Annotated in this window: 8 protein-coding genes; 6 read left to right on the forward strand and 2 right to left on the reverse strand. The window is 37.8% G+C overall.

The features are described from left to right. Positions 1-120 precede the first annotated feature (120 nt). Positions 121-897, forward strand: coding sequence for a putative hydro-lyase (locus ACM03V_RS27745; RefSeq protein ID WP_414624035.1), 777 nt, complete (start codon positions 121-123; stop codon positions 895-897). Between the two features lie 146 nt (positions 898-1,043). After that, positions 1,044-2,036 carry a DUF4392 domain-containing protein gene (locus ACM03V_RS27750; RefSeq protein WP_414624036.1) on the forward strand — a complete coding sequence of 331 codons (993 nt, stop codon included), beginning with the start codon at positions 1,044-1,046 and terminating at the stop codon, positions 2,034-2,036. A 126-nt stretch (positions 2,037-2,162) separates the two neighbouring features. On the opposite strand, the gene ACM03V_RS27755 is transcribed toward ACM03V_RS27750, so the two are convergent. Further along, positions 2,163-3,023 carry a 3'(2'),5'-bisphosphate nucleotidase CysQ family protein gene (locus ACM03V_RS27755; protein ID WP_414624037.1) on the reverse strand — a complete coding sequence of 287 codons (861 nt, stop codon included), beginning with the start codon at positions 3,021-3,023 and terminating at the stop codon, positions 2,163-2,165. A 395-nt stretch (positions 3,024-3,418) separates the two neighbouring features. After that, positions 3,419-4,288, reverse strand: a complete 870-nt coding sequence (locus ACM03V_RS27760) for a sugar kinase (RefSeq protein ID WP_414624038.1) — start codon at positions 4,286-4,288, stop codon at positions 3,419-3,421. Positions 4,289-4,387: 99 nt separating this feature from the next. Here ACM03V_RS27760 and rsmI point away from each other — a divergent pair, with 99 nt between their 5' ends. From rsmI to ACM03V_RS27780, 4 genes are all read left to right on the forward strand, one after another. Beyond that, the gene (rsmI, locus tag ACM03V_RS27765) at positions 4,388-5,257 is read left to right on the forward strand and encodes a 16S rRNA (cytidine(1402)-2'-O)-methyltransferase (RefSeq protein ID WP_414624039.1); all 870 of its coding nucleotides are present in this window, start codon (positions 4,388-4,390) and stop codon (positions 5,255-5,257) included. A 161-nt stretch (positions 5,258-5,418) separates the two neighbouring features. After that, on the forward strand, positions 5,419-5,601 hold the full coding sequence (gene rpsU, locus ACM03V_RS27770; RefSeq protein WP_414624040.1) for a 30S ribosomal protein S21: 183 nt from the start codon (positions 5,419-5,421) through the stop codon (positions 5,599-5,601). 296 nt (positions 5,602-5,897) lie between these two features. Beyond that, on the forward strand, positions 5,898-7,283 hold the full coding sequence (locus ACM03V_RS27775; RefSeq protein ID WP_414624041.1) for a CHAT domain-containing protein: 1,386 nt from the start codon (positions 5,898-5,900) through the stop codon (positions 7,281-7,283). Between the two features lie 28 nt (positions 7,284-7,311). Further along, positions 7,312-7,784 (forward strand): leucine-rich repeat domain-containing protein (locus ACM03V_RS27780; RefSeq protein WP_414624042.1); only part of this gene is annotated, 473 nt, incomplete at its 3' end.

The raw sequence follows: 7,784 nt of genomic DNA on the forward strand, positions 1-7,784 counted from the left end.
TAGAGACAGACAATTAATACCGAAATAAGTAATAGATTGATTGTAGAGTAAAGTTAGTATTTAAAATTTAACTGCCATTTACCATTTACCGACGATTAAATTAAAAAAGGTTGATGAATTATGGATTTATCTCCCAGTGAAGTTCGGTTTCAATGTCGTCAAGGAGCATTTCACTTTCCTACTCCTGGAATTGCCAGTGGATATCTACAAGCAAATTTAGTCATTTTGCCGAGAAAGTTGGCATTTGACTTTTTAGTGTTTTGCACTCGTAACCCTAAACCCTGCCCTTTACTAGATGTTACCGAAGTCGGAAATCCCGAACCAGAAATAGTGGCTCCTGGTGCGGATTTAAGAACGGATTTACCGCGATACCATATATTTCGGAATGGGGAATTAAAGGAAGAAGTCGCTAATGTTTCCCATATTTGGCAAGATGATTTTGTTGGCTTTTTGGTTGGCTGTTCGTTTTCTTTTGAAGCAGCTTTGATGGATGAAGGAATTCCCGTCAGACATATCCAAGAAGGTAAAAATGTACCGATGTACAAAACTAACATTGCTTGTAACACAGCGGGAGATTTTTCTGCTCCTTTAGTAGTGTCGATGCGCCCTTTGTCTCCAGCAGATGTTGTGCGTGCGGTACAAATTACCAGTCGTTTTCCTAAAGCACACGGTACTCCAATACACTTTGGCTCTCCCGAAGAAATTGGCATTACAAACATAGATGCCCCCGATTTTGGTGAAGCTGTAACAATTAAAGAAGGGGAAGTTCCTGTATTCTGGGCTTGTGGGGTGACAACTCAAATCGCGATTCTTGAAGCAAAGCCAGAAATTGCCATTACTCACGCTCCGGGATATATGTTCGTTACCGACGTTAAAGACGACTATTTTTCATGGTAATCTACTTGATTTTGACAACGGATGCGTTTCTTTTAGATTTTGGATTAATTATTTTGCATTCTTATAGAAGTTGCGGTTTAATCTAAAATCTAATCCAAGTTAGCTTGTTAAATGATTTATCCTTCCACTCTCCTGCTTTTATGCTGATGAAAAAAAAACCGCAATGCGTTAAGGCAAGCTCTACCGGAGGTAATCGCCCATTATTAAATGAGACACAAAATGATTTAGACAAAATAGCTCGGTTGGAGAGTATCTGCTCGCAAGATGTAGGTAGAGGCATTGATTCTTTGGTGGAATCAGCTAAAGGAGGATTGCTAGGGGCTGCTCGTTCAATTGCAGAACATCCTCATCCCAATGTGGTGATTATTACAGGATTTTTCATGCCTAACGGCAATCCACCATGTCCCGAAACAGACGGCCCTACAGGCAGTGCGTTGTTAGCAGCTACTTTGCATGAGGTGGGGATATCTGTAAGGATAGTTACCGATTCTTTGTGTTATCAAACCGTAAAAACCGCAGTTATTGCAGCAGGCATTTCTAACGATATACCTTTTGATATTGTCGCTGTAGGGGAAGCTAAAGAAAACCAACATTCAGTCGCTTCACTTTTAGAATTTTGGGAATCTTTACCATCCCCAATATCTCATATAATTTCCATTGAAAGAGCAGGCCCCGGAAAAGATGATATTGTCCGTAACATGAGAGGAGATGACGTTACGGCTTATACAGCACCTCTGCATTTATTATTCGAGTCGGAAAAAATCGTCTCCATAGGAATTGGTGATGGTGGAAATGAATTAGGAATGGGGAATATTCCCAGAGAAATTATTGTTAATAGCATTCGTCATGGAGAAGAAATTGCCTGTAAGATTAAGTGCGATTATTTAATAGTTTGCGGAGTATCTAATTGGGGGGCTACAGGAATATTATTAGCTCTTTCTTTACTTCGTCTCGATTGGAAAGTTGAAATTATTAACAAATTAAATCCAGAAATAGAGTTTCATATTTTAGAAACACTTGTAAATCAAGGTTTAGCAATAGATGGAATTAGAGGAATCCCAAGTTTATCTGTTGATAATTTATCTTGGGAATTTCACGCTGAAGTTTTGAAAAAGGCGATTGAGTCAGTGAGCAGTTAGCAGTTATCAATTATCAATCATAAAAAAATAGAGGGGGAAGAGGGGGAAGAGGGGGAAGAATAATAATTACCAATTACCAATTACCAATTACCAATTACCAATTCCCTATTCCCTATTCCCTATTCCCTATTCATCAAAATCTTTTATAATTCTTTCTGCTTCTTTACAAAGCATTTCGTGGCATTTACCATTGCTGGCTAATAAACCACCCCATTGACTAATATCTCCGGTGTTGTATTGTAATGGAGTTCCGTCGAAGTGAGTGTATTTTCCGCCTGCTTCGGTTAATATTAATTCTGGTGCAGCCATATCCCAGTCTTTAGGTGCGGATTTACCGGAAAGTGAAATATAAATATCTGCTTGCTGTTCGATAATAGCGACGATTTTACCACCAACGCTTCCTACTGATTTTTGATTTTTAAAGGTTAGTTTTTCTAAAAGATAATTTAATCTTTCATTACGGTGACTGCGACTTACAACTAAAGTTAAATCTTGAGGATTATCGCGCTCGGAAACCCTTACAGATTTTCTATTACCATCAAGAGTTTCAACAAATGTACCGCCATCTTTAATTGCATAATATAATTTTTCAGCTTCGGGAATTGCTACTAATGCTAATTCCGGACGCTTATTTCTAACTAAAGCAATGTGAATCGCATATTCGCCAGTTTTATTAATAAAATCTTTTGTCCCGTCTAAAGGATCGATAATCCATACCCATTCGGAATTATTTTTCCCATCTTGATTTTGATAAGTTTCTTCGCTGATATAGCCAAAATCTTCGCTACCTAATTCATTTTTTAATTTTTTTAAAATATAATTATTAACAGCTAAATCTGCTGCTGTTACTGGATCTTTACCTTTATCATCTTTATATTCTACATTCAAATCATCTTGTTTCTTACCATGATAGTAAGAGCGTAAGATATCAGATGCACCCCAACCGATGGGACGAAGTAATTCAAGTATTGATTGTAATTCTTTCATATTTGTTAGTTGTTAGTGGTTAATTGTTAGTTGTTGGTTTCTAAAATTTAAAAATATGCTTGAATAGCTAATCTGCCTTGGAATAAATTCCAAGGCTCATATACAAAGTCTGATAAATCTCACATCTTGCACCATTATCACTTAGCTTTTACAACCGCCTTGGAATAAATTCCCAGGCTCACATACAAAGTCTGATAAATCAGACTAGCAAAGGCTTTTAGTGGGTTTTAACGTACTTTGTGTATCAGCCTTGAAATTCATTTCAAGGCAAGAATTTTGACTCTACAAAATTGGTACAAGATGTGAATAAAAATGAACTGAGAGATTTTACAAAAATAAATGACAATATTTAATAGTTTTAAGTAAAAAGCCCTTAACTGATAACTGTTAACTGTTCACTGATTCCCCATCCAGCGGCGAGTACCGAAAGATTGGCAGGATAAAGCTGCTATTTGCGCTGCTTTTTCTAATGCAGTGGTAAATGTTTCTTGCAACACATAGTTACAAAAAGCACCGTGAAAAATATCTCCAGCCCCTAGTGTATCAGCAAGCTGTATTTTTGGAACCTTTAATATTTTAATTTCATTTTTAGATAAATATTGAATGGGTTTTTCTCCATGAGTTATAGCGATATGAGGAATACCCATTTGATTTAGATAAGCAAAAACTTCTGGGGAATTTTGGCAATCGGGAGGATAAAAATTAGCCGAACAAATGGCATAATCAACAAAGGGTAAAACTTTGTCAAATCCAGGTTTCCAGCTTCCACCATCGATAACTACTGGGATATTTTCGGCTTTGGCTTGTTTGGCGATCGCACATCCCAATTTCATTTGATGCCCGTCAATTAGTACAATATCTATATCTCGCAAATCTGGTGAAATCGCTTGGCTATCAACTTGTGTTTTAACGGCATTAATAGAAATCACAGCACGCTCCCCCGTACCTTTTGTGACAATAATTGAAGATACTGGTGGTGGGTTTTCTGTGGTAGGGTAATAGTCAATTATTTCTACTTGGTAATTTGCTAAATCGCTCTTGATTAATTGCGTCATTGGGTGACAACCAACCACACTAGAAACAACAGCTTTATTACCCAAATAACTAAATGTTACCGCAGCATTTGTTACCGGGCCACCTGCGGCGACTATGTAATCTTCCGCAACTAACTTTTGATTATTTTTCGGCGGAGATTCAGCAAGATAAATTAAATCCAGCGTTACTAAACCCACGAATAAACCGTTGAAAGATTTTTGATTTTGCATTGGGAATTGGGCATTGGGAATTGGGCATTGGGGAAAGTGGGTAGAGGAATATTTTTACAACTAACCACTAACAACTAACCACTAACAACTAACTGATAAATGTCCGATTTAAAACCAGGTTTACTCTACATTGTTGGCACTCCGATTGGGAACTTGGAGGATATGACTTTCCGAGGGGTGAGAATTTTGCAGTCGGTGGATTTTATTGCTGCTGAAGATACTCGCCATACGGGAAAACTTTTGAAGCATTTTCAAGTTAATACGCCACAAATTAGTTATCACGAACATAATCGCCACAGTCGGATTCCAGAATTATTAAAGCAGTTGCACGAAGGAAAATCTATAGCTCTGGTTAGTGACGCTGGGATGCCGGGAATTTCCGATCCAGGTTATGAATTAGTCAAAGCTTGCGCGGAAGCTGGAATTACTGTAGTTCCTATTCCTGGAGCAGTGGCAGCGATTACGGCGTTAAGTGCTTCGGGGATTTCTACAGAGAAATTTGTGTTTGAAGGATTTCTGAATCCTAAATCAAAACAAAGGCGATCGCACTTAGAATTTTTGAAGTTAGAGGAGCGTACTTTGATTTTCTACGAATCTCCCCATCGTTTGCGATCGACTTTAGAAGATATAAAAGAAATATTTGGTGAAGACAGACAAATTGTCTTAGCGCGAGAATTAACTAAAATGTATGAAGAGTTTTGGCGCGGGAATATTACTGAAGCTTGTCGCTACTACGAGTCCAAGGTTCCTGTAGGTGAATATACTTTAGTTGTTGCCGGGAATTCTCCCACTCAACGCGAGTTTACACAAGCAGAACTTGTTGCTGAGTTAGAAACAATCATGAATCAAGGAATATCGCCCTCACAAGCGAGTCGTCAGCTAGCTGCATCAACATCTTTACCCCGTCGTCAGCTTTATCAACTTGCTTTAACTTTGAAAAATTCAGATTGTGAGATAGAGGATACCTAGAAACGCGATTGAAAGGTAAAATAGTAAATCTGGATTTCCAGCTTCTACATTCAAGACAACAGTCTTGTTTGAATTTTGGTAAATCGCGGAATATTTTCATCCCGATAAACCAGCGTATTAAAATAAAGTCCAAATATAGTTGTTGACAACGAGGGATTATAATGACCCAAGTGGTTTTAGGTGAAAACGAAGGAATAGATTCAGCTTTACGTCGATTTAAGCGTCAAGTTTCCAAAGCGGGTATTTTGTACGATGTTAAGTCTCATCGGCATTTTGAAACCCCACAGGATAAGCGTAAACGTAAAGCTGTAGCAGCAAGACGCAAAAGACGTTTCAATCAGTAAATATGAGTAATTTTACTAACTGCAAACGTTTCAAATTGGACATAGTAAACGGCAGAATATATCTAAACATTAACAACTCGAATAAGGACTTTTCTAAATAGACATCTCCGGAAAAGACCCCTCTCCAAACCTCTCCCCCACAGGGAGAGAGGCTTTAAAACCCCACTTCCCTTGCAGGGAAGGGGGGTAGGGGGGTTAGGTCTGCGTATAAAATTAAACTACCTAAATGTTTTCCGGAGATGTCTAATGGTATTAGATAATAAAGATGTCAATGCTTGAATCAAAATCAAACCACAATGAAATACCAAGATTTACAAATATTAGTAGATCAAAATAATAATATTCGTGCTTCTTCAGAGCAAGGTGATGAATCCGGGAAATTAAACTTGGATATCAACAAAATAAATCTGAGTTTACAATTAATTGAGTCAAAGCACACAAATAGCGAATTACTTAAAGGATTAGGAAACGAACTTTATCAAGCACTATTCCCCAACGATATTAATGCTCAATTCAAAGCTACATTTGCAGCAGCACAAGAAAACAATCAAAGCGTTCGATTGCGTTTAATATTTGAATCTCCCGAATTAGCTTCCCTACCTTGGGAATTTCTTTACTATAAAAGAACTAACACCTTTTTAGGAAACGACACTCGAACTGTACTTTCTCGCTATATTGATGTTCCCCTACAAAAACGCGATATTAAAGCCGCAACTTTACCTCTGAAAGTTTTGTTAGTTATCTCCACTCCTACTGACTTAGCGACATTAGACGCAACTGGTGAAGAAAACCTAATTCGCGAAGCACTAGGAAAACACATAGAAACCGGACAAATAGAGTTAGATGTATTACAAGCAGCTACTACCCGCAATATCAGACAAAAGCTGCGAGAAAAGCCTTACAATGTGTTTCACTTCATCGGACACGGCGACTTTGAGAGCAACAAAGGCTACATTGCACTTTTAGATGAAGATGGCAAAGCTAAATTATTAGATGATGAAAATTTCGCCAATTTATTTTTAGGTAATAATCATCTAGGATTAATAATTCTAAATTGCTGTCGAAGCGCTACGGTATCTTCAAATCAAGCTTTCGCAGGTACGGTATCAAACTTAGTGCGTCGTGGAATCCCCGCAGTTGTAGCAATGCAATATACGATTCTTGATTCCACAGCTAAACTTTTCGCAGACGAATTTTACAGAACCCTAGCGCTAGGGTATCCCGTAGATACAGCTATTCAAGAAACTCGCAACGCTATTTCTATGGATGTCGGATTAGATAGACGCGATTTTGGTACACCAGTACTTTATATGCGGGCTAAAGATGGGATAATTTTGAGTGGACTTGATACAGAAACTCAGCCTAATAAAACATTTGGTAATATTCAAGAATCAACAGAATTAGAAGAAAAGTTAAATTTAACTAGTCAACAAAGACAAAAATTAATAGATGCCATTCTCAGTGCTTATCCAACAAAAAATAAGTTAAAGATGATGGTTTCTTTTGGATTAGAAGAAAATCTCGATTCAATAGTTGGAGGAGAAAATATGTCGGAAGTTGTTTTTGAATTAATTGAATGGGCTATAGAACAAGGTAGGTTAAGGGAATTAGTTGAAGCTGCGCGTCAAAATAATTCTGGAAACATAAAATTACAAAACATAAGCAAAGATATAAACTGGTGATAAGTGTATATCTGAGCGCTGGTAGATGATGACCGAGGAAGAACTGCTAGAGGAAATCGAAAAAGCAGCAACAGGGGTTACAGAATTAGACCTTTCTGGTAAGGAATTGACGGCTTTACCTGCTGAGATTGGTAAACTGACTCAACTTAAGAAGTTAATTCTCGGTAAGTATGAGTATGACGAAGAAGGGTACATTGTTGGTTATATCGGCAACAAGTTGAGCGAATTACCGAAAGAAATAGGATTGCTCAATCAACTTGAAGAACTTCAGATAGTCAGAAATCAACTGAGTAGTTTACCAGCAGAATTTGGACAACTCACCAATTTACAATCCCTCGACCTCAGAGAGAATCAGCTGAGTAGTTTACCAGCAGAATTTGGACAACTCACCAATTTACAATCCCTCGACCTCAGAGACAATCAACTGAGTAGTTTACCAGCAGAAATTGGACAACTCACCAATTTACAAACCCTCGACCTCAGAGACAATCAACTGAGTAG

Origin of the sequence: Calothrix sp. CCY 0018, assembly GCF_963920925.1 — a bacterium.
Classification (GTDB): Bacteria; Cyanobacteriota; Cyanobacteriia; order Cyanobacteriales; family Nostocaceae; genus Rivularia.